Source organism: Terriglobus roseus (genome assembly GCF_900102185.1).
Classification (GTDB): Bacteria; Acidobacteriota; Terriglobia; order Terriglobales; family Acidobacteriaceae; genus Terriglobus; species Terriglobus roseus_A.
In genome coordinates this window covers 3,815,487-3,837,187 of the sequence record NZ_LT629690.1, presented here as the reverse complement: position 1 = coordinate 3,837,187, position 21,701 = coordinate 3,815,487, and the positions used below count along the sequence as shown (strand labels likewise).

12 protein-coding genes and 1 pseudogene are annotated in these 21,701 nt (G+C 55.4%); 7 read left to right on the top strand and 6 right to left on the bottom strand.

Going from position 1 to position 21,701, the window contains the following annotated elements; translation table 11 throughout:
* Window positions 1-170: 170 nt before the first annotated feature.
* On the bottom strand, window positions 171-1,235 hold the full coding sequence (locus BLT38_RS16040; RefSeq protein WP_083346094.1) for a glycoside hydrolase family 43 protein: 1,065 nt from the start codon (window positions 1,233-1,235) through the stop codon (window positions 171-173).
* 30 nt (window positions 1,236-1,265) lie between these two features.
* Window positions 1,266-2,615, bottom strand: a complete 1,350-nt coding sequence (locus BLT38_RS16035) for a DNA polymerase Y family protein (RefSeq protein WP_083346093.1) — start codon at window positions 2,613-2,615, stop codon at window positions 1,266-1,268.
* Window positions 2,616-2,939: 324 nt separating this feature from the next.
* Here BLT38_RS16035 and BLT38_RS16030 point away from each other — a divergent pair, with 324 nt between their 5' ends.
* The 6 genes from BLT38_RS16030 (at window position 2,940) to BLT38_RS16005 (ending at window position 16,558) form a co-directional block, all read left to right on the top strand.
* Window positions 2,940-6,623 carry a TonB-dependent receptor gene (locus tag BLT38_RS16030; protein ID WP_083346092.1) on the top strand — a complete coding sequence of 1,228 codons (3,684 nt, stop codon included), beginning with the start codon at window positions 2,940-2,942 and terminating at the stop codon, window positions 6,621-6,623.
* A gap of 102 nt (window positions 6,624-6,725) precedes the next feature.
* Window positions 6,726-7,793, top strand: a complete 1,068-nt coding sequence (locus BLT38_RS16025; RefSeq protein ID WP_083346091.1) for a ComEC/Rec2 family competence protein — start codon at window positions 6,726-6,728, stop codon at window positions 7,791-7,793.
* A gap of 104 nt (window positions 7,794-7,897) precedes the next feature.
* On the top strand, window positions 7,898-10,741 hold the full coding sequence (locus BLT38_RS16020; RefSeq protein WP_083346090.1) for a ribonuclease R family protein: 2,844 nt from the start codon (window positions 7,898-7,900) through the stop codon (window positions 10,739-10,741).
* Between the two features lie 2 nt (window positions 10,742-10,743).
* The gene (gene hrpB, locus BLT38_RS16015) at window positions 10,744-13,161 is read left to right on the top strand and encodes an ATP-dependent helicase HrpB (protein WP_083346089.1); all 2,418 of its coding nucleotides are present in this window, start codon (window positions 10,744-10,746) and stop codon (window positions 13,159-13,161) included.
* A gap of 93 nt (window positions 13,162-13,254) precedes the next feature.
* A complete protein-coding gene (locus tag BLT38_RS16010) occupies window positions 13,255-13,917 on the top strand; it encodes a Bax inhibitor-1 family protein (protein ID WP_083346088.1) in 663 nt (220 codons plus the stop codon).
* A 127-nt stretch (window positions 13,918-14,044) separates the two neighbouring features.
* Window positions 14,045-16,558 carry a phosphocholine-specific phospholipase C gene (locus BLT38_RS16005; RefSeq protein WP_083346087.1) on the top strand — a complete coding sequence of 838 codons (2,514 nt, stop codon included), beginning with the start codon at window positions 14,045-14,047 and terminating at the stop codon, window positions 16,556-16,558.
* 90 nt (window positions 16,559-16,648) lie between these two features.
* On the opposite strand, the gene BLT38_RS16000 is transcribed toward BLT38_RS16005, so the two are convergent.
* From BLT38_RS16000 to BLT38_RS15995, 3 genes and pseudogenes are all read right to left on the bottom strand, one after another.
* The gene (locus tag BLT38_RS16000; protein ID WP_419865778.1) at window positions 16,649-19,138 is read right to left on the bottom strand and encodes an ABC transporter permease; all 2,490 of its coding nucleotides are present in this window, start codon (window positions 19,136-19,138) and stop codon (window positions 16,649-16,651) included.
* Window positions 19,139-19,171: 33 nt separating this feature from the next.
* A pseudogene (locus tag BLT38_RS21205) lies at window positions 19,172-19,360 on the bottom strand (permease prefix domain 1-containing protein); the annotation flags it as partial.
* 2 nt (window positions 19,361-19,362) lie between these two features.
* The gene (locus BLT38_RS15995) at window positions 19,363-19,707 is read right to left on the bottom strand and encodes a PadR family transcriptional regulator (protein WP_083346085.1); all 345 of its coding nucleotides are present in this window, start codon (window positions 19,705-19,707) and stop codon (window positions 19,363-19,365) included.
* Window positions 19,708-19,970: 263 nt separating this feature from the next.
* Here BLT38_RS15995 and BLT38_RS15990 point away from each other — a divergent pair, with 263 nt between their 5' ends.
* Window positions 19,971-20,714 (top strand): PIG-L deacetylase family protein, encoded by a 744-nt coding sequence (locus tag BLT38_RS15990; RefSeq protein ID WP_197674898.1) that lies wholly within the window; start codon window positions 19,971-19,973, stop codon window positions 20,712-20,714.
* A 48-nt stretch (window positions 20,715-20,762) separates the two neighbouring features.
* Here the strand turns inward: BLT38_RS15990 and BLT38_RS15985 are convergent, their stop codons facing one another.
* Complete coding sequence (locus BLT38_RS15985; RefSeq protein ID WP_083346083.1) at window positions 20,763-21,662, bottom strand: alpha/beta hydrolase; 900 nt, start codon at window positions 21,660-21,662, stop codon at window positions 20,763-20,765.
* Between the last annotated feature and the right edge of the window lie 39 nt (window positions 21,663-21,701).

The following is a 21,701-nucleotide window of genomic DNA, read 5'->3' as shown; positions in this document are numbered from 1 at the left end:
GGTTTTTGCGTACAACGTTCATATTTGGCCTCACAGCGCGTAGGGAGCGCGCGCGTGCCGGGCATCATAGGAGTGCGTTTCAGAAAAGATCAAGTGTCTTTATTGGGAAAATGATCCTGCGTCTTCTGGCCCTCCTGAGAGACAAGATCGTGACATCTATTAAGTGTGGATTAAGGTATGTTGGCAGTTTTATGGGCAATGGGAACTGGGCCGGGACCGTCCTTGCTCATGATTACGGATTCAATGTTCCCGTTCCTGTCGAAGCGCAGAGGGTCGATTGCCATCACGCGTTGATTGCGATCAGCGGCGTCAAGAGGATGGCGATGATAGACGATGTACCAATCGTCCGTGTTCGGAATACGAACAACGGAATGATGTCCAGGCCCATTCGCAATTGCAGGATCGGTGTAAAGGATTTTCCTTGCAGGTGTGAAAGGGCCAGTGGGACTCGTGCTCTTTGCGTAAGCAACGCCGTAGGTACTGTTGCCCCAATCGCCCTCGGACCACATGAAGTAATAGACGCCGTTGCGTTTGATCATGAACGGACCTTCTGTGTAGTGAGCAGGCGTGATCTCTTTGTAGAGCGTGCCATCGGACATGGGAATGACATGCGTTAGATCACCGGATAGCTTCGCTACATTGCAGTGACCCTGTCCACCGTAATAGAGATACACAGAGCCATCTTCATCCTGAAAAGCCATGGGGTCGATGGGTTGCGCACCGTTCTGGAATGCGCCAATGAGCGGCTTGCCCAGCGCATCTTTGAACGGGCCACCAGGCTTGTTGCTTACTGCAACTCCAATACCACCGGGAAATGTGTCGGTCTTCTGAATGTCATTCGCTGCGAAGAAGAGATAGTACTTGCCGTTGCGATAGATCGCAGAGGGCGCCCACACCGCATATGCGGCCCACGATACGTTCGTCACGCTAAGAACATGAGGATGCTTGGTCCAATGCACCAAGTCTGGCGATGAAAACGCATCCAGGGATGTCTGCGAAAGGTATGCCTTGTGAACTACGTGCTGCTTGCGCAGTTCGCTCTGCTGAGTGTTGAAGTGACTCTCGTCACTTTGCTCGCCAACGTTGGAAGAAGTTGGATAGATCCAATACTGATGATCGAAGATGCGAATCTCTGGATCGGCATAATAGCCCTGCGACGAAAGATTCGCCGTGGCCTGCGCAAAGCAGGGCATGGAAACAAGAATGGCAGAGAGCAATGTGAGAAGGCGCTTCATGTCTGAGCATGAGGCTACTGCAATTACGAGCTAGATGTAATCTTTGCCGTATTGAACTGGGATCTGCGTGAAGGCGATGCGCGTGGGCGCGCTTTCGCGTGCCGGCAACATGCCTGCAAAGTGCAGCGTGGTGTGGCCGTATTTCTGATTCAGCTTGTCTAGAGTGCGACTGAGCTGATTGCGATTGTCTGGATCTGCGAAGAGCGTGGGCTGTTGTTCGTCTTCGTTAATCAAACGACCCAATGTAACGCCGATGAAAAAGGGACGTTGATACTCGGGGCCAGTGGGCTGTTGCTGCCACAACTTCTGCAGTATCTCCAACAGTGTGAGCGTGTCCTGGCAGGTAGGAAAGCGTGCTTCCATGCCCCAGCCATCGTGCTTAATGCCGCTTTGATGATGGCGGACCTTATTCTTTTGCTCCGCCTGTTCACGCGTGAGTTGGTAACGGATCGTCAGCGTGAGCGAAGCAGTACACATCTTTTCCATTCGCAGCCGCATGGCCGCTTTGTGCAGTAGCTTATGTGCAATCGCCCACGATCCCTGTAAGTTGCGGTGCTCCGGCCCCAGCACGTGGGAGTGTCCCAGAGACTTCTGCATTTCGCGGGGCAGAGGCGCGCCATCGTCTCCCGTATTATGTCCGCGTAGCCAGTGGTACAGCCGATCACCCCAGACTGAGTTCCACAGCTTGTGCATCTCCTCGCGGTTTAGATCCAGCAACTGCGCCATGGTGGTGATGCCTTTGCCATGAAGCATCTGCTCCGTACGCGCACCCACGCCGGGAAGATCGCGGAGTTCCAGATGAACAAGTGCACGGGGAAGTTGCGACGGCAATAGGCCGATAAGGCCATCGGGCTTCTGCATATCGCTGGCAATCTTTGCTAGGTAACGGTTGGGTGCCATGCCAATGGAGCAACGAAGTGTTTGGCCTACATCATCACGGATGGCTTGTTTGATACCCAAGGCGATCTGACGAGCGCGCGGTGGTTCTTGTTCACGGCCGATTAACTGGCATACCACTTCATCGATGGAAGGCACGTGTGCGACCGGACAAACACGCTCGACAGCGTCATGAATCCTGTGGGAGAACGCGGCGTAGTTGGAGTGATCGCCCTCCACCAGAATGATGTCAGGGCAAAGGCGTTTCATATCAACGACCCGAGTGCCGGTCTTGATGCCCAGAGCCTTCGCTTCATAGCTGGCTGCGATGGCAACCGTAGTATCCGCAAAGGTGGGGACAACGGCTATCGGGCGATCGCGATATTCCGGATGCAGCTCCTGCTCCACAGAGGCAAAGAAACTGTTCAAGTCCACATGCAGGAATCCAAAGCGATCAGGAAGATCGCTCAACCGAGGATTCAAAAATGGATCGGCCAAATCCATGAGTCCAGTTTACCGTTTTGTTCGCCGCCTTTTCGCTTCCAAGGCTTTACACAGCCTTTCTTGGACATGTTCCCAAAGAGCCGTTTTAGACGGAGTTCCGGATCAAATATTTCTGCACAGTAAAGGAAAAGTGACAAAAGTGAAAAAGCGGCGTTTCTTGGCGTTGACACAGCGGAAAATGTAGGGCAATCTAACGCAAACAAAGAATAAATAGATCTCGCTGCAGGCCGTTTGTCTGTGCCTTTAGCGAGATTCCCTTTTTGCTGTACATCATGCGGTGATTTTGCCCCCATCGGCCCCGCGTGTTCAGGAGGCAGTACAAAAATGAAGAAATTTCTGCTCGTCGCACCGCTGGCGTTGGTCAGCGTTGCTGCTCACGGCCAGGCCGTTTCGGTAAACGGCGGTGCTATCCAGGGAACCATCACAGACGCATCCGGTGCAGCAGTTTCGGATGCCAATATCACGATTAAGAGCCTTGATCAGGGAACGACCAGGAACTTGACCACCGATAAGGCTGGTTTCTATAGCATCGGTCCGCTGAATCCTGGCGACTACACCGTTACGGTCGTTGCTTCAGGCTTCCAGCAGCTTGAAGTTAAGACCCGCATCCTGACCGGCACCGCCACCCCAGGAAGCTTCAAGCTACAGGTTGGTCAGAACTCTGAAACCATTGAAGTTACCGCTGGCGAGGTTCAGGTCAACACCGACCAGGCTGGCGTGGCAGACGTTATCACCCGCGAGCAGATTGCAAACCTTCCTGTAAACGGCCGTAACTTCTTGGATCTGGCTCAGATTGAACCGGGTGTACAGCTGCAGAACGGTAACACCTTCGATCCAACGAAGTCGGGCTACACGGGCATTGCGGTGAACGGCACTTCGGGCCGTACCACCCGTATCCTCCTCGACGGCGCCGACATTACGGACGAAACCGTGGGAACCACGATCTTCAACGTGTCCCAGGGCGCTATCAACGAGTTCCAACTGAACCGCTCCACGCAGGACGCTGCCGGTGAAGTTACCTCGCAGGGTGCTGTGAACGTATCGACCCGCTCGGGCACGAACTCAATCCACGGCGAAGCGTTCTACATCTTCCAGGATCAGCGAGCTCTGGATGCGAACCCGAACTCCACCGCAGATGCCAATGGCAACCACATTGCGCCGTATTTTCAGCGCAATCAGTACGGCGGCAGCATTGGCTTCCCGATCATCAAGGACAAGCTTTTCGCCTTTGGCAATGCGGAGCGCATTCAGCAGAACAGCGCATCGCCATCCAACCTGGGAACTGTTTTCAACACCGCTGGTGCTAACCCGGTAGGACAGTCTTCGACCCTTGCCGCACAGCACCCCACCGTAGGGACGCCGTATCGCCAGACGTATTCGACTGTGCGCCTGGACTACTCAGGCCCGTTCGGCGGTCATTACTTCGCTCGTGGCAACTACAACGTAGATTCGACGACCACTGCAGGCGGAACGACCCGCTTTGCTGCGTATCCGAATCGCGATAATACGTACGGCATGGCCTTTGGTGCTGACTTCTCGAAGGGCCGCTTCACGCACTCGTTCCGTGGCTCGTATGAGAAGTTTCACAACCTCATCACAGATGGCAGCGCCTCTTCGGGCTACAACCCCCTGGTCACGGCGAATGGTCCGGTTGCTTACAACTACACCAACCAGCTCTACTTCGGACCAAACTCGAACGCTCCGCAGGCAACGTTCCAGTCTGATAAGCAGCTTCGTTATGACGGCAGCTACACACGCGGTACCCACAATATCCGTTTCGGCGGCTCTTTGAACCGTTTGCAGGGTGGCGGCTATGCTGCCTTCTATGGTTTGGCTCCCCGTTTGAACCCGACCGCGAGCAATCTGCTTTCTGGCACGGTGAATGCTACCAATCCACTTGGCCTTGGTTGCAGCGGCGTAGTCGGAGCGCCCGCTTGTCCGGGTGATCCGCTGAATGGTTACAACACCAGCTCTGCGACGATTGCCACGGGCAACGGTTATGGCAACAACGTTGCGGGATTTGGCCTGCCTGGTGGCGGTTCACCTGCTTGGCGCTACGGGTTCTACGTTGCGGATGCCTGGAAGGTTACGCCCAGCTTCACCGTGACTGCTGCTCTCCGCTACAGCGTGGATACCAACCGTCAGAACAACAGCTTCGCGTTGCCCACTTGCGCCGATATGACGGCTACCGCCAACTACGTCTGCTCAGGCAAGGCGTCCACGACCCCGTTGCTCAGCCTCTTTGATCCGAGCTACACCGCAAGTCATGTACGCCAACCGTATAACAACTTAGGGCCTCAGGTCGGATTGGTATATGCTCCGGGCAACCACAAGACGGTGCTGCGTGCCGGTTTTGGTCTCTACTACGAGAGCGTTGTATTCAACAGCAGCGGTAACGCTGCAGCCGGTCTCTTGAAGACGGTTCAGTCGTACAACCCCGCGTCTGCCTGTGCGTCGACGTCGGTTCTCTTCCCGGACAGCAGCGTCGTGACCACGTCTCCTGACGGAACGCCTCTGCAGACGCTCTGCCTCCAGCGCACGATCGCTCAGTCTGCTCCGCAGTTCGCTGCGCTGCAGAAGAGCTATCAGGCTGTGGCTAAGGCCAACCCGAATGTCGTGAACAGCGGATACCTTGGCAACACCCTGAATGCTTCGGGCCTGTATGCGCCGACCTACAAGCAGCCGGTTTCAGAACAGTGGAACTTCGGTCTACAGCGTGAACTGTTCAAGGGTGCGGTTCTGAGCGCTGACTATGTCCACAACATGACGTGGCGCATCGGTCAGTCCATCGACCTGAATCACACAGGTGCGGCGCGTACCTTCAGCCAGGCAAATGCACTTGCGGCGATCAACCGCCTCTCCGCTCTATCTACCACGAAGGGCGCCTGCGGTACGGCGACCGCTGCCACATCCGTTGCAGTCGTGCAGTGCCTCATCAACAACAATCCCTCGTTTGCAATCAACTCCTTCGCCAGCCAGGGACTCGATGGTGACGCATACACGAGCTACAACAACTACAAGGTCCAGGGACGTTCGACGCCGGCAGCATTCCCGGGTGTAAATCCTGATCTAGGCCGCGGCACGGTTATCCGCCCCGCGGGACGTTCGGGCTACGATGCTCTGCAGGTTGTATATCGTCAGGCGGCTTCGCACCCGATGAAGGGTATCGACCGTAGCAACATCCAGGTCTCCTATAACCTGTCCCGTGTTGTGTCGAACATGACCTCCAACGACGAGTTCTTTGGAACCGGCGCCTGGGATTACGACAACCCGAACCAGTACATCGGCCGCAACACACTTGATCGTAAGCACCAGCTTTCCTTCGGTGGCAACATCAAGCCGAAGTATGGCCCGGAAATTGGTCTTATCGGTCACTTCTTCTCGGCGATCCCATCGAATCTGATTCTGGATTCGAGCCTTGCCGCAGGAAACATTTTCACGACCGATCTGACGGGTGACGGAACGACGGGCGATCTCGCTCCTGGTACGGTGCAGGGTGATTACATGCATCGCGTCAAGGCGAATACGCTTGGCAGCTTCATCACCAACTACAACGGTAGCTACGCAGGAAAGGTAACTCCGGCCGGCCAGCAGGTGATTAACTCCGGCCTGATGACACTGTCGCAGCTCACAACGCTGAAGGGTGTTATTCAGCCTGTGGCTCAGCTTCCTACGGGAACAGCTAACAACAACCCGATGTTCCGTTCGCTGGACGTGAACTTCTCCTACCCGTTCCGGTTTAACAAGTTGCACGAGGGCCTGAGCCTTACGCCGAAGATTGCCTTCTACAACATTGCAAACTTCAGCAACTTTAGCTCCTATACCGGAACTCTGCAGAACACAACCACTGCGGGTGGAGCTATTAACAGCGGTTCGGGTGGTGCGAGCTTTGTCACTGGTCCGAATAACTTCGCAACCCAGTCGGCACAGCGTACGTACCGCGGTGTAGGAACGTTCTCGCAGGGCGCTCCTCGTCAGACGGAGTTCCAGCTGACGGCAACGTTCTAATCAAACCTGAACCTAACCAGAAGGGCCGCGAAAGCGGCCCTTCTGCATTGCTTATCTACTTCACGAGCGCCCGGCACGTGTGGCGCGGTATGCTGTTGCGTCATGAAGATCTTTCGTCCTATTGCTGCTTCCTGTTTTGCTCTCGCGCTCGTTGCTAGCGCTTTCGGGCAGAAGAACTCTCTGCGCATCACGGCTGTGGATGTGGAAGGTGGGCAGGCCACGTTATTTGTTGCGCCCACAGGACAGTCTCTGTTGATAGATACAGGCTGGGATAAGAACAATGGGCGCGATGCTGATCGCATTGTTGCGGCGGCGAAGATGATGGGGCTTTCGCGCATCGATACGGTGTTGTTGACGCACTATCACGACGACCATATTGGCGGTGTGCCGCAACTCGCAGAGCGCTTCCCGATCGGTGCCTTTCTGGATCATGGTGAGCGTATTTCAAGCGATCCCAATGATACGTCGTTTCTAGCGAATTATCGGAAACTGTTGGCCACCGGGAAGTACAAGCACTTCGTCGTAAAGGCGGGCGACAAGTTACCTGCTCCCGGCTTTGACGCGGTTGCCATCAGTAGCAACGGTGCTGTGATGGATCATGATCCTGGAGCGTCCAGTGTGCGTAAAGCTCCGAATCCGCTTTGCGCGAATGTGAAACAGCCCGCCACGGATACACAGGAGAATGGTCAATCGCTTGGCACCATGATTCGCTTTGCGGGGTTGAAGATTGTCGATGCGGGCGATTTGACCTCGGATCGCGAATATTCGCTGGTATGCCCTGTGAACAAACTTGGGCAAGTCGATTTGTTGATCGTTTCGCATCACGGTGTGGACTGGAGCAGCAGCCCGGTTTTCATTAACTCCATCGCGCCTCGCGTGGCCATCATGGATAACGGTGCGCATAAAGGGGCCAGTACGTCGGTGATCGATACCATTCGCAAGTCACCTCGAATGGAAGCGTTATATCAACTTCACCTGGCGCCTCCTGCAGGCTCACCGAATCCTGGGAAAACGCCACAGCAAGGACCGGAACACAATGTCCCCGAGGCATTTATTGCTAACACATCCGGTACAGACGGCAAGAACGTGGTCATCACGATCAGTGCAGATGGGACAATGCAAGTGACGAATGGTCGCACCGGCGATACCAAACAGTTCGCTCGCAAATAGACCAATCATCGGAAGAGCGTGCTGTCCGTGGCTGCTAGGTCTATGCAGGTAGCCCAACGTGTGGGTTCTGCAATCAATCGCCAGTCAGCGTATTCTTCAGGCAGATGCCGGGTCACCCTTATCAGCACACAGATCGCGAGATTCTGCGGCGCATTCAACGCGCTGGCGGTCGCGCGGGTTACAAACAACTGGTTCGCGAACTGGGTATGGGCGGGGGACGCGAACGTCGCATGTTGCTGGAGCAACTGACGCGCATGACGGCTCGCGGCGCGCTGGTGAAGATGGACCAGGAGCACTGGGCGCTGCCAGAGACGAACGTCGAACGTGCGAAGAACGATAGCCGTTTGGGCGGCGGTCGCCGCGGCTTCGCTGATGACATGAAGCGTCGCGTGCGGGAACGCATGGATGCGCGTGAGGGCAGTCGCAAGGATCTGATCGCGGGCAAACTGCAACTGCATCGCGATGGCTATGGATTTGTGCGGCCCAGTGATGGTGCGTCATCTGACGGCGATCTTTTCATTCCACCGCATGAATTGAACGGAGCTATGCAGGGCGACCAGGTGCTTGTCCTGCCGGCCCCTCCTTCACGTGACGGTCGCCGTAGCGGACGCATTGTGCGCGTGCTCACACGGCGTAATCCCACGATTGTTGGCATCTTTCATGCGGCAGGTGCTCGCGGACGTGCGTTCGATCACGGCAGTGATGACGTTCGACTCCGTGGCAGCTACGTGACCCCGTTGGATGAGCGCATGTCGCAGCCGGTTCTGATTGAGAATGATCGCGATCTTCCGGCCGCTGCCATCACGCCGCATCGCACGCTTGGCGCGGAAGCCAGCGCGCAGGAGCATGTATGGGACGGCACTTTGCAGAACCTGCACGGGCTTGCCGTCGATGTGGAGATTACGCAATATCCCACGGAATATTCGCCGGCGCGCGGCCGCGTGATTGAAGTCTTGGGCGACCCGGATGCGTTCGGTGTCGATGTAGAGATTGTCATCCGCAAGCATCATCTGCCTCATGTGTTTCCTGCGAATGTGCTGGTAGAGGCGCAGGACGCAGCGCAGCGCAATGTCGCGGCGCTGGATGACGACGAACTTCGCGCACGTAGGGATTTTCGCGATGAGCCAATCGTCACGATTGACGGTGAAACCGCGAAAGACTTTGACGATGCTGTGCTTGTGCGCAAGCGTGACGATGGCACCTGGGAGTTACAGGTACACATCGCGGATGTCGCGGAGTATGTGCTCGATGGAACGGACCTGGATCTGGAAGCGCGTTTGCGTGGCAACAGCGTGTACTTCCCGGATCGAGCTGTGCCTATGTTGCCGCAGGAGTTGTCGAATGGCGAATGCTCGTTGCGGCCAGATGAAGACCGCATGGTGTTGTCATGCATCGCGACGCTTGATGGCGATGGCAATGTGTTGGGGTATGAGGTATGCGAAGGTCTCATCCGTTCCGCACGTCGCATGACGTATACGAAGGTGCAGAAGATTCTCGATGGGGATGCGGAACTGCGCACTGAGTATGTCGATTTTGTTTCACAGTTTGAGCTCATGTTGGAGCTTGCACAGAAGTTAAATGGCAAGCGGGTGAAGCGCGGATCGATTGATTTTGATCTACCAGAGCCGGTGATCGATTTCGACGAGAACGGCGCGATGCGTGGTGTCCGCAAGGCAGAGCGTGCGTGGTCCAATCGCATCATTGAAGAGTTCATGTTGTGCGCGAATGAATGTGTTGCGCGCTGGATGGAAGCCAGCGGCGTGCCAGCAATGTATCGCATTCACGAGATGCCAGACCCCAAACGCATTGTGGAGTTTGAAGATGCAGCGGCCGCATTTGGTGTATCACTTGGCGTTGGTGCATTGCCGGTTAAGACCGTGACAATGAAAGCGGACCGCCGTGATCAGCGGCGTCAACGCGAGCGTGGTCGCGATGGTCGAAAACCGCAAGGGCATGAAGTGTCTGCTCAGATTGATGTAGAACCGCAGATGTATCAGCGACTCGCCGCGAAGATACAGGGCAGACCCGAAGAGCGCATTCTCAGCTATTTGATGTTGCGTTCTCTGAAGCAAGCGAAGTACTCCGAGAAGAATGAAGGCCACTTCGCACTTGCTGCGCCGGCCTATACACACTTCACTTCGCCGATTCGTCGTTACCCTGACCTGATTGTGCATCGCGTGGTGAAGACGTTGCTTGCGGAAGGTGCTTCGCCTTTTGGTGGACCTGAGGAGACGGCATCATCGTCCGCACAACGATTCGCCGCAGCTCACTCTCATGAGTTGATTCATGCAGAAGGTTATGACGAACCGTATCCGCGCGAAGAGATTGCGGCCATTGCTCAGGAGTGCAGCGAGACTGAGCGCCGCGCCGCAGATGCAGAACGCGAACTGATTGAGTGGAAGAAGATTGAGTTCATGAGTGACCGCGTAGGCGAAGACTTCGCTGCGATGGTGCTCTCGGTAACAAAGTATGGCGCGTATGTGGAGCTGCACGATCTGTATGTGGAGGGGCTTGTTCCAATTCACTCCCTTACGGATGACCACTACACGTACCGCGAGAATGCACGCGAGATACGCGGCTCTAAGAGTGGCAAGACGATTCGTCCTGGAATGCAAGTGAGGGTTCTACTGGATCGTATCGATCGCGGCAATCGCAGGTTACAGTTCGCGATCATTCCGGAAGAAGAGAGTGCGCCCGAAGGCACACGGCCATTTGTCAGCAAGCGTGCAGGCAAGACTGCATCGCGCAAGGAGAAGCAAACAACATCAAGAACAGAAGGCTTACGTCCAGCGAAGAAGGGAGGCAAATCTCGTGCTCCGGGTAAGTCGCAGTTGTCACAGGAATCTCCCTTTGCAAAGTTTGCAACGATTGATGGTGTGAAGCCTAGGCGACGCAAGAACAAAGATCTGATTGCGGCTAGTCGTAAGAAGAAGGGCAAGCGTCGTTAGCAATGTGCGCTGCACCATCTACCTGTAAATTACATCTACCGGTCGATGATCTGTTACTAGAGATTGTCGCGGCGATTCGTTCATCACATGCACTGGTGTTGCAGGCGGAGCCGGGTGCGGGTAAGACGACTCGCGTGCCTCCTGCACTGCTGGACGTGGTTCCAGGCGATGTAATTGTTCTTGAGCCGCGTCGTCTTCCAGCACGTATGGCAGCTCGGCGTGTCGCCCAAGAGATGGGAGAAGACGTCGGTGGGACTGTCGGCTATCAGGTTCGTTTTGATGAGAAGGTCAGCGGAAAGACACGACTTCGCTTTGTTACGGAAGGTATTTTTCTTCGACGCCTGATCGCTGATCCTGCGTTGCGGGGTGTTGGTGCTGTGGTGCTGGATGAGTTTCATGAGCGCCATCTTGATGGTGATCTTGCGCTGGCGTTGCTAAGGCGTGTACAGCAAACATCGCGAAGTGATCTGAAGATTGTGGTGATGTCGGCAACGCTGGACGCTGAGCCCGTCGCGGAGTTTCTTGGTGGATGCCCTGTGATGGATGCGCCGGGGCGCATGTTCCCAGTGACGATTGCATACATGCCTCAGGCCTCAGAGCCTCTGCATACTCAGGTCCGTATGGCAGTACAGCGGCTGATGCGTGAAGGGCATAGCGGTCACATACTTGTATTCCTTCCCGGTGCTGCAGAGATTCGTCGGGCTATGCGAGAGTGTGAAGGTCTTGCGCAGAGCTATGACTTATTGACGTTGCCCTTGCATGGTGATCTTTCTCCCGCGGAACAGGATCGTGCGGTGGGTCCATCAACGCAGCAAAAGCTGATTCTGTCTACGAATGTTGCGGAAAGCTCGGTCACAGTGGAAGGCGTTACAGCGGTGATTGATAGTGGTCTTGCGCGCATTGCATCGCATTCTCCGTGGACGGGGCTACCAACGCTGGAGATCAAGCGCATTAGCAAGGCGAGTGCAAAACAGCGTGCTGGTCGAGCAGGAAGAACTGCACCCGGGCAAGTGTTGCGGCTGTATTCCGAGATGGATTTCTCGCAACGAGCAGAGCATGATGTGCCTGAGATCCTACGCAGCGAGTTATCCGAGCTGGCGCTGACTCTGCGCGCCATGCAGCCAGCACTGCGTGCCGAGGATATTGCATGGCTCACGCCGCCAGACGCAGCCGCTCTCTCGCAAGCGGAGGGGCTGCTGGATCGACTCGGCGCACAGGATGAGATGGCACGACAACTTGCGCGCTATCCGCTTCCGGTGCGGTTGGCACGCATGATGGTGGCGGCGCAAGATCGCGGCGCGACAGCTGAGGCCGCCGCTGCTGCAGCGCTGTTGAGTGTTGGCGGAAATGTTGAACGCAACGATTTGCTGGCCGCAATGGATGCGCAAGTCGCGCAGCCCGATCCAAAGGTGCGACAGACGGAACAGCAGCTTCGTCGTATTGCCGGTGTTGCTGCCGGTGCGAGACACAGTTCATCGGATGAGCCGCTGCTGCTTTCTGTGTTGCAAGGGTTTCCAGATCGTGTAGCGAGGAAACGCCACGGCAAAGAGATGTTGCTGGGCGCTGGCGGCTCCGCAGAAGTGCAGGGCGACGCTTTGCCTTATGAGTTTGCCATCGTTATGGATGCGGAGGATCGCAGCGATCGCCCACTGCCGCTGGTACGTATGGCTTCGCGCATTGAACCGGATTGGTTGATTGATCTGTTCCCGGATCGTGTCAAAGAAGAAGAAACGCTGATGTGGAATCGCAATGCAGAGCGAGTGGAAGCGGTCACGTCATTGCGTTACGACGGTCTACTGTTGCAGGAGTGGCGGGATGCGCGGCCAGATGCAGAAAGTGCCGCGAAGCTGCTGGCAGAACAAGCTATGGCCGCGGGTGTTGGCCGCTTTCTGGATGCGGAAGCAGTGGAGAATCTGCAAGCGCGAGCCGCGTTTGCGGGGCTTGCCACGCCGAATGTGCAGCAGGAACTGGAAGAACTCTGCGTTGGTCTGAATCGGTTTTCATTTGAAGAGCTACGCCGTGCCACAGAGAATCTGTTGCCGATGATCGAATCAAGGCTGGACTCGCAACGTCTTCGTGAGTTGGCTCCTGCAACGCTGAAACTGAAGGCTGGCCGGCAGGTGAAAGTGCATTACGAAACGGGCAAACCACCGTGGGTCGCATCACGTATGCAGGACTTCTTCGGCATGGACGATGGTCCGCGCGTCGGCCCGGAGCGGACGCCAGTAGTAATGCATCTGCTGGGGCCAAATCAGCGTGCGGTGCAGACGACGGCTGATCTCCGCGGGTTCTGGCAGCGGCTGTATCCTGAAGTGCGACGCGAACTTATGCGCCGATACCCACGGCACAAGTGGCCGGAAAATCCGCTTTCTGCGGAAGCTGTAGAAGAAGCGAAACACCAGCCAGGGCGGCGTTCGTGACAGTTTCGAAGCTTCGCCATGCCTAATGCGTCTAATCTGTAGAAGGTAAGGGGCGGCGAGTGACCTGACGCCGTACCGGAGAGAGTTCAGACGATGTACGTGAATCGGACCAACGGATATCCCACCGTAATTGACGTTCCGCGCGAAGGCACCGCGCCGCTGCTGGCGAAGGTGTTGGGGATCACTGCGCTTGGATTTTTCATTACTGCCATTGGCGTGGCGACTGCGCCCTCATGGAGCATGTTGCCCGGCTTCATCGCAGTGTTGGCGCTTGTCTTTGCCATCAACGGCGTGAAGCGCCAGAGCCCCGGATTGGCTCTAGGGCTGTTCCTTGGACTGGCGTTCTTCATGGGCTGGGAGATTGCACCGATCATCCACATGTATGTGCGCATGATTGGGCCCTATGTTGTCTTCCAGGCCGCTATGACGACTGGCTTGGGTATGACAGCTCTCGCATGTGTTTCGTACCTGTTTAGCATTGATTACCGCAGACTCAGCGGCATTGCTGGCGCTGGTCTTCTGATCTTGATCCTGGTTGGCATCGTCAGCATGTTCTTCCATTTCTTGTCGCCCACAACGTACTCGTGGATGGCGTTGGCTATCTTCACGGCGCTTACGGTGGCAGACTTTGCTCGTATCCGCGCCGGTGGTGATGGACTCACTGCGACGCAGCTTGCGTTAGGCATTTATCTGGATGCGATTAACATCTTCATGATCTTGCTGCAGCTCTTCGGCGGCGGTCGCCGTCGCGACTAAGAAGCCGGGGTTATAGAAAAGGCCGGGGCATTTTGCTCCGGCCTTTCCTATTGGTTTTCCATACGGAGCAAGATGACGTCGCTAAAGTTCACGACAATGAAATTGTGGCTTTGGTTTAATACTGCCCATGTCCACATCGCGTCGTGATTTTTTGAAGTTTGCCGCTCTGCTTTCTGGAGCTACAGGTATCTCCGGCTTTGTACCCGAATCCATTCAGCGTGCCTTTGCCATTGAACCGGCACCGGGCAGCACCTTTGCCGATGCGGAACACATCGTCATCCTGATGCAGGAGAATCGCTCCTTCGATCACTCGCTTGGCAGCCTGCAAGGCGTACGCGGATTCAATGATCCACGCGCCATCCGCCAGCCGAATGGCAACTCTGTCTTCGTGCAGACGTCGAAGGCAACGGGGAAATCGTTTGCTCCATGGCGGCTTGATTTGAAGGACACGCGCATCACGTGGATGGGTTCCGTTCCGCATTCGCGCAATTCGCAGGTGGATGCGTGGAACGACGGCCATTATGACAACTGGCTCGATGCGAAGAAGTCTGGCAACAAGGATTACCAGCAGATACCCATCACCATGGGGCATTACACGCGTGAAGATCTGCCGTTTTATTACGCACTGGCTGACGCGTTTACCGTGTGCGATCAAAGCTATTGCGCGGTGATGAGCTCTACAACGCCAAATCGTTCCATGTTCTGGACGGGCACTGTACGCGATAAGAAGTCTGCCGATTCGCGTGTGTATATGCGCAACGACCAGCTCTTCCGCGATCCGTTGGGATGGAAGACGTATCCCGAGCGACTGACGGAGGCGGGCATTTCGTGGCGCTTCTATCAGAATGACCTGTCCATGACGAGTGGTCTTACTCCAGAGGAGCGGTCCTGGTTATCGAACTATGGTTGCAACGTGTTGGAGTGTTTTGCGGCGTATAACGTACATGCCTATCGCTATGCTCCTGAATTGTTGAAGACGCAATTGGAATCAGCGCAAAAGCAGGTAGCGCGTCTGGAGGAGCAGCTCTCAGAATTATCGAACCCTGAGATGGGCGATGAACTGCACGCTCAGCTTGGTCTGGCCCAGGGACATGTTGCCCATTTGCAGAAGGCGGCGGCTAACGCCGGTGAGGCGCGCTACAAGCAACTATCCGCAAGAGAGCGTGCATTGCACGATGCAGCGTTTGTGACCAACACTGGCGATCCGAGTTACCGCTCGCTGGAGGCGCTTCGGTTCAATGGTGATAGTCGCGAAGAAACGATCAATGTCCCCAAGGGCGATATCCTTCATCAGTTCCGCGCCGATGTGGAAGCAGGTAAGTTGCCCACGGTGTCGTGGTTAGCTGGGCCGGAACACTTCTCCGATCATCCTTCGTCGCCGTGGTACGGAGCGTGGTGGGTGTCGGAGATTATGGACATTCTCACCAAGAACCCTGAAGTCTGGAAGAAGACCATCTTCATCCTTACGTACGACGAGAACGATGGCTACTTCGATCACTCGCCGTCCTACGTAGCACCCGATCCTAAGAGGCCCGAGACAGGCGCTGCATCCGCGGGGATTGATGTCGCGCTGGAGTACACCTATAAGGCTGATGAGATTGCACAAGGTGTGCCAAGTCACGAAGCGCGCAGCGGCCCTATCGGTATGGGCTTTCGTATTCCTACCATCGTTGCTTCGCCGTGGACCCGAGGTGGTTGGGTTAATTCTCAGCTGTGCGATCACACGTCGACGCTGCAGTTTCTTGAGAAATTTATTCAGGCTAAGTTTGGAAAGAATGTGCGTGAAGACAACATCAGCGATTGGCGTCGTACCGTTGCTGGTGATCTCACATCGTGTTTCCGACCGCACCGGGAAGACGAAGCAGGCTTGAATTTCCTGCAGCGCGATCAGTTCATTGAATTGATCGTCAAAGCGCGTAACAAGGCGTTACCTACAGGCTACAAGGAACTCTCTGCGGAAGAGATAGGCGCGATCAACACGCGCCCAAGCAAAGCGTCTGCTACATCGCATCAGGAGCCTGGAACGCGGCCATCCTGCGCGCTGCCATACGAGCTCTATGCGCATGGTGCGGTTGCTGCCGATGGCAAGCATTTTGAACTGCAGCTGACTTCGGCCAAAGAAGTCTTCAAGGATCGCGCGGCCGGTGCACCGTTCAATGTGTATCTTCGCAACCTCAGTGCTAAGCCGGGAATGCGAGCCGCAACTTACACCGTGAAGGCTGGCGATACGTTGAAGCCGACGTTCGCGCTCGATGACTTCATCGGTGGGCAGTACGAGATTGAAGTGGTTGCCGCAAACGGATTCTATCGCCGTTTTACAGGCAATCCACAAGATGTAGCACCGCAGGTTACGGCGAAACTGCAGATGCGCAATGGAAACCCGACGGGCGCTCTGGAACTGCATCTTCGTAACGTAGGCTCAGCCCCAAAGCAGTTTGAAATCAAAGACAACAGCTATGGGGTGCCAGCCATACAGAAGTTGGTTGCGGCGGGATCAACGCAAATGGTTCTCATACCGCTTGAGAAGAGCTACCAGTGGTATGACTTAACTGTTCAAGGAACAGGTAGCAAATCCTTCGCGCAGTTCGCAGGACGTGTTGAAACTGGCGCACCCACTAGGACTGATCCTCTTATGGCTTGATCGTATGCGATAGATAACTAGAAAGAAGCGGCAGCGTGATGGCTGCCGCTTCTTTCTTTGCTGTGTCGATTAGTTGATGAAGACTGCACTCTATTCTGTTCGCAATGCGCGTAGCGGATCCACGCTTGCTGCCCGGCCTGCGGGCACCACACTGGCTAACAGAGCCACCAGAACGACTCCAAGAATTGCGAACAGATAACTCGTCACATCAAGCGCCTTCATTCCGTAAAGAGAACTCTCAAGACCGCGGCCAGCAATGATTGCTAGCGGAATACCAATCGCAACACCGCCAGCGCAAAGCAAGAGGCTCCCTCGCAGGACCATCCACACCACCTGAGATCGTTGCGCGCCCAACGCAATCCGCACACCGATCTCTGCGCTGCGTCGATTCATTCGATAGGCCAGTGTCCCATATAGCCCCGTCGCAATCAGCACTACAGCCAGTACGCCAAAGCAACCAGCAAGCCGTGCAAAGAGAATCGGCCCTGAGATCGATTTCTCGAACACGGCGACCTGCGTCATCGGCTCCAGCAGCGGCATATCCGGATCCATCTGCGCGGCTACTTTGCGAACTTCCGGAAGGATCGCCATCGGATCACCAGGAACGCGCATTTCGACATGGAGTTGGTTTGTGGCTCTCTCTTGTGTGAAGACTGTCCACATCATCGGTCGCGCCGTTTCCGTGATGCCCGTGTACTTATGATCCTTCACCAGACCAACGATCTGTTGTGAAGTGTGGCCACGCGGGCTGCTAAGTACATGTCCTACTACATGCGGTGAACCAACGTACTTCTTCGCAAAGCTCTCGTTCACAATGGCCACGCTGGGCGCACTTGCCGTATCGGCATCGGAAAAATCGCGTCCATCTAGTATTGGCACGCCCATGGTGTGGAAGTAATCTGCTGCCACTGTGTTCTGCCGATACGTCACCTGAGCAGGCTCCAGCCCATTCGCATTGTGTCCATCCAGCAGCAGGCCACCCTGATTGCTGGACCATCCCGATCCCGGTCGATTCGAGGCCATGGAGACACTTACCACTCCCGGAATGGTCCGCAGTCGTTGCTGCAATGTAGTAAAGAAAGTAATGCCCTCTTCCTTGGTGTGAATATGTTGAGGACGAACACCAAACACTACGAGCCCTTCTGGCTTCTGCCCCATGGGCGTATTTAGCAAGTTTCGTAGTGTCTTTAGCAGCAATCCAGCGCCCACAAGCAGCACTACGCACATGGCAACCTGCGTCATGATGATTGCATTGCCAGTACGCATCTTCTGTGAACTGATTTGTGATGACGTGGCGGCACTGCGTAGCGAACTCTGTGAAGCGTTGGACATGGCCGCACGCAGCGGCGCTAAGCCAAAGACAATTGCAAGTAAAACCAACACACCTAACGTCAGTCCGAGCACCTTGAGGTCTGGTTGTAGATTTGATTCGATCCGTGCCCACGTCCCCAACGCACGTGTCGCCACCAGCGCAAAGCCCCATGCCACTACACCGCCTAGCGCCACCAGCAGAATACTTTCTGTAAGTAGCTGCCGAGCAATCTCTCTGCGCCCGGCACCCAATGCAAACCGCACACCGAATTCGCGTTGCCGGTTTGCGTTGCGAGCCATCAACAACATCACCACGTTGCTCATGGCGATGAGCAGCACCATTCCCACCATTGCCATCAACACTTTCAATGCCTTGGCAAACGAACCGTCATTATTGTCGAACTGCTTCGCCTCTCGCAGTGAAAGAAGATAGGTCGGTGCGCCGCTCTTCTTCTCAGGAAGACCGATGTAGGCCGCGTGCTCGAAGAGTGTCTGCATCTGTGCGAGTGCCTGTTCGCGACTCACTCCTGGCGCTGTACGCACCATCAACCGCATCGTCCACAGGCGCGGTTCTGTCAGATACATTCCGTTTTCTGCAGAGGAACCCCACGCGTTAAATTCTGGCCTGCTCTGCAAAGGGATCCAGAAATCCAGTGACAGCGCGCCCTCTGTTCCTTCAAATCCCTTCTTCGCGACGCCCACAATCGTGAACGGAATCGACTTGATATAAAGCGTCTTCCCGATTACGTCCGCGCTGCGTTGATAGTGCGACGACCAGAAACTTTCACTGATTACAGTGACCTGTGTATGGTCCGTTTCGTCGTTCGCTACGAACCCACGGCCCAGTTCCGTTCCCACTCCCAAACCATGAAAGTAGTTTCCGCTGACCATGTCGCCCGCAGCCTCTTCCGGAACCGTACCCACGCGGATAGGGGCCTTGCCGCTATTGGACATCGGGATAAATGTAATCACCTCCTGCAAGCCGTTCAGTCCATGCAGCGCCTGGTAAAACGCGTAAGAAAATGATGTGTCGGAATCACCCGTCTGCCAGGCTCCATCGGGAAAGTTCGTGGTGTGGACATAGAACACCTGAGAAGCGTCCCGCACCGGCAACATCTTTTCCAAAACCGCGTGCATCACGCTGAAGACGGCCGTGTTTGCCCCCACACCCAGCGCGAGCGTCAACACACAAACAATCGTGAATACTGGTGTCTTGATCAGTTGTCGTACGCCATAGCGCAGATCTCGACTTACATTCGCAAAGAACATTGTTGTCCTCGATTCCCGCTGTCGCTGTTTCAACAAGGCGATGTTGCCAAATTGCCGCCGCGCCGCACGCCTCGCATCTTTTGCGCACATACCCTCACGCTCGTACTTCTCAGCAAGCATCTCCAAATGCGTGCTCATCTCTTCGTCGAAGAGAGAGTCTTCACGCACCTGCGCGAAGAATGCCTTGAGCTTTGCCAGGAAAGTAAGTGCGCTGTCAGACATAACTAAACCTTGGCCTCAAGAGCCAGAACGCGACCAATCACACCTGCAATGCGCTCCCAGTTTTCGGTCTCAATCGCAAGCTGTTTGAGTCCCCGCTTGGTGACGCTGTAAAAACGCGCGCGGCGATTATTTTCTGAAACGCCCCACTCGCTTGAAATCCATCGCTTTTGCTGCAGACGCAGGAGCGACGTATAGACCGTGCCTTCATTGAGCGTCAGAACATCTTCGCTCAGCTGTTCAATGCGCCGGGCAATCCCGAAGCCGTGCAAAGGGCCTAGTGCCTGCAATGTCTTCAGGATCATCAGATCCAGCGTCCCTTGTAAAACCTCTGATTTTTCCTCTGCCACTTGCGCTCCTGTGGATGCTGCAAAGAAGATACATCAATCTCCTTTGCAATGGCCATAGAAGTGTTTTGGGCACGATTTACTGAAGCTGCTATATCAGGAAAATTCCGGAAGAGTCCGGGCAAATGCCGGTTTGGAGGCCAAAGTGGATATGATGACTTGCATCCCGGAAATGTCCATCGCCTGAGTTCCCTGACGCCATGGATGTTTGGGAAACATAACTGCAGAGGACCGAAAGCGTAATGTCGAACATGACAAGAAGGTCGATGCTTTCGAAAGGCATTGTCGGTTCTATCGGTGCAGGATCCTCGATTCTTCCGATGTTTGCGGCTGAGAAGAATTCGCCCGCGTTTCAACGGTTGAAGGTACTGGTAGCAGGAGGGCATCCCGATGATCCTGAATCAGGCTGTGGGGGGACGATTGCGCGCTACACCGAGCAGGGACACGAAGTCGTCATTCTTTACCTGACGCGCGGTGAAGCCGGTATCCAGGGGAAAAGCGCGACTGAAGCCGCTGCGATTCGCACGGCTGAGAGCCTGAAGGCATGCGAGATTCTCAAAGCCCGTCCCATCTTTGCTGGCCAGCTCGATGGAGCTACCGAATTGAATAGTGAGCAGTACGACCGTATATTCAAGATCCTGCAAGCGGAACGTCCTTCTGTTCTCTTTACGCAATGGCCAATCGATCGGCATCGCGATCATCGTGCTGCTTCTCAGCTTGTCTTTGACTATTGGTTGAAGAGTGGCAAATCGGTTGATCTCTTCTACTACGAGGTTGAGGCGGGTATGCAGACGCAGAATTTTTATCCAACGCACTACGTCGACATCACGTCCACGGAAAGCCGCAAACGCCAAGCCTGCTTTGCGCATACAAGTCAGCTTCCCGAAACGACCTGGTACCGTATGCACGAGGAGATGCACCGTATCCGGGGCTTGGAGCATGGTTGTCGCATGGCGGAGGCATTCATCCGACATAACCAGAGCCCCGACACAGGCTTACCTGGTTTGTAGTTTGAAGATAGAAAATGACGACGAGCTTCGCCACTGGGTTAAGAGGGCCTATTTCTCCATCCATCCGTGTCGCGCCATCCATGTGATCAGGAGATTCGGCCACGCGGACGCCCCAGGAAGATTCTGTGCGAGGACAACACCGTGAGGTCCGTGTTCGAACAGGTGCATCTCGATTGGGAGATGCTTTTGAACGTAGGCCGTACAGAGAGCCATACTGTTCTGCACTGGAACAACGCCGTCATCGGTCGTTGCAAATAAAAAGGCGGGCGGGGAGTTTTCTCCAACGTGAAGTTCGCTGGAGAGTTGTGCTTCTTGTTCCGGCGTTGCGTTTGGTCCCAACAGATTCTCATGTGAGCCATGATGGGTGACCACAGGGCTCATGGAGATTACAGGATATGCAAGAATCCCGAAATCAGGCCGCGCATCAATTGCATCCACACTGTCCGTTGCAGGCACTAACTGCTGTTGCCACTGTGTCATCAGATACGAAGCAAGGTGTCCGCCGGCAGAAAATCCCCACACGCCAATCCTGTCAGCAGTGATGTGAAACTCAACTGCCCTCGAGCGAATCAGGCGCATGGCGCGCAAGCCATCGAGCATCTCGGCGGGATAGTGGTACGGCGAGACTCGATAGTGCAGGACAAAAGCCGCAACGCCATGCTCCTGCAACCAGACGGCAACTGGCTTTCCTTCCGGCGCTGCGAGATATCCATACGCGCCTCCTGGGATAACGAGGACACCCGTCTGTGTGGGGTTGGTGGCGGGTAGATAGACATCCACCGAGGGCGAGTCTGCGTCCGTCGATCCTTTCGACAGCGGAGCCGCTCCAGACCAGAGCGGAATCGCTGCGGATGAGGTCTGAGCCTCAATTCTTGTCCCGGCAAGACAAGCGACAAGTAACAGCGACAGAACAAATCGTGTGCTTCCCCAGGTAACAACTTCCAACATCTTCCTCACGCTCGGTCATCTCCTCAAAAATGTTTTGGC

Bases quoted from the DNA above. Each gene is read 5' to 3' on its own strand.
- BLT38_RS16020 (WP_083346090.1), top strand. From the start codon at position 7,898: ATGCCGGGTCACCCTTATCAGCACACAGATCGCGAGATTCTGCGGCGC.
- BLT38_RS16005 (WP_083346087.1), top strand. From the start codon at position 14,045: ATGTCCACATCGCGTCGTGATTTTTTGAAGTTTGCCGCTCTGCTTTCT.
- BLT38_RS16000 (WP_419865778.1), bottom strand. From the start codon at position 19,138: ATGTTCTTTGCGAATGTAAGTCGAGATCTGCGCTATGGCGTACGACAA.
- BLT38_RS16010 (WP_083346088.1), top strand. From the start codon at position 13,255: ATGTACGTGAATCGGACCAACGGATATCCCACCGTAATTGACGTTCCG.
- BLT38_RS16025 (WP_083346091.1), top strand. From the start codon at position 6,726: ATGAAGATCTTTCGTCCTATTGCTGCTTCCTGTTTTGCTCTCGCGCTC.
- BLT38_RS16030 (WP_083346092.1), top strand. From the start codon at position 2,940: ATGAAGAAATTTCTGCTCGTCGCACCGCTGGCGTTGGTCAGCGTTGCT.
- BLT38_RS15990 (WP_197674898.1), top strand. From the start codon at position 19,971: ATGCTTTCGAAAGGCATTGTCGGTTCTATCGGTGCAGGATCCTCGATT.
- BLT38_RS16035 (WP_083346093.1), bottom strand. From the start codon at position 2,615: ATGGATTTGGCCGATCCATTTTTGAATCCTCGGTTGAGCGATCTTCCT.
- BLT38_RS15985 (WP_083346083.1), bottom strand. From the start codon at position 21,662: ATGTTGGAAGTTGTTACCTGGGGAAGCACACGATTTGTTCTGTCGCTG.
- BLT38_RS16040 (WP_083346094.1), bottom strand. From the start codon at position 1,235: ATGAAGCGCCTTCTCACATTGCTCTCTGCCATTCTTGTTTCCATGCCC.
- hrpB (WP_083346089.1), top strand. From the start codon at position 10,744: ATGTGCGCTGCACCATCTACCTGTAAATTACATCTACCGGTCGATGAT.